Origin of the sequence: Streptomyces sp. NPDC093801 (assembly GCF_040701585.1) — a bacterium.
In the GTDB taxonomy this organism is placed as follows: domain Bacteria; phylum Actinomycetota; class Actinomycetes; order Streptomycetales; family Streptomycetaceae; genus Streptomyces.
The window spans coordinates 245,509-246,617 of record NZ_JBFBDP010000012.1; the positions used below are offsets into that span (position 1 = coordinate 245,509).

The following is a 1,109-nucleotide window of genomic DNA, read 5'->3' on the forward strand; positions in this document are numbered from 1 at the left end:
ACGAGAAAGTCTTTCGGGGCCGTCGAGCCTCAGATCGCTACGCGCTCCTCTCATCTCGGCGTCCGGCGCCCGTCCGTGGCCGATATCCGCACCCGATGACGACCGGGGGCATCTCATCTCCACGACGCCAGACGGGGCTCTTTACCATGGGGTTCCGCGGTCGTGGGGATATCCCCCGGGTGGACCCACCGGGTAGCAGGCAGGCTGGGGCGCGGGCGCGGCGGGATGATCGGGACCGTCAGACATCCCGAGCGAATCGAGTCCGTGATGGCATACGCCGTGAACCACGCACGACGCCTGTCCGACGAACTGATGCCGTTGCCCCCCACTGCCGTGCGCGCCGCGCACGTCCTCTGGGTCACGGCGGTGGCTGCCGGGGTGTTCGAGACCCTGTTGGCCGTGGGCCGGATGGCCGCAGAAGGCTCCGGCACCGTCTCGGAGATCGTCGTGGGGCTCGCGATCCGCATTCCGGTCTTCGCCGGGGCCCTGCTGGTCGCGTGGCAGATGCGCCGGGGGCGCGGGTGGGCGCGGATCGTCCTGACCCTCAGTCTGGGTGTCGCGGGTACGGCATCGATGGTGGTCCAGCCGGTCCGCGCCTGGGTGCAGGGCCACTCCCTGGGCACCGCGCTCCAGGAGGCCGGGCCGATGGACCTCGTCTTCGGTGCCAGCCGCGTCCTCCACGTGGCGGCGGTCCTCACCGCCGTGACCCTGATGTTCCTCCCGACCGCCAACACCCACTTCCGCAAGCGGACGTGACGGCCCACACCCTCCAGGGCGCTCTTCGGCGCAGGCATCCGCCACGGATGCTCCTCTGGTCGTCATCGGGTGCGGATATCGGCCACGGACGGGCGCCGGACGCCGAGATGAGAGGAGCGCGTAGCGATCTGAGGCGCTCGACGGCCCCGGATGCTCCTCTCGTCGTCCTTTGGTGCGGGGAGCGGCCCCGGGCGGCGGTCGGACGCCGACATCAGGGCAGCGCGTAGCGATCTGAGGCGGCCGACGGCCCCGGATGCTCCTCTCGTCGTCCTTTGGTGTGGGGAGCGGCCCGAGACGGGCTGCGGACGCTGAGACGGGAGGAGCGCGTAGCGATCTGATGCGTGAGGGCGGCC

The 1,109-nt window shown here is 70.9% G+C and carries 1 protein-coding gene; it reads left to right on the top strand.

Translation table 11 applies throughout. The annotated features are described in order from the left end of the window. Window positions 1-279 precede the first annotated feature (279 nt). Window positions 280-756, top strand: coding sequence for a hypothetical protein (locus AB0469_RS16610; RefSeq protein ID WP_366452091.1), 477 nt, complete (start codon window positions 280-282; stop codon window positions 754-756). Window positions 757-1,109 lie beyond the last annotated feature (353 nt).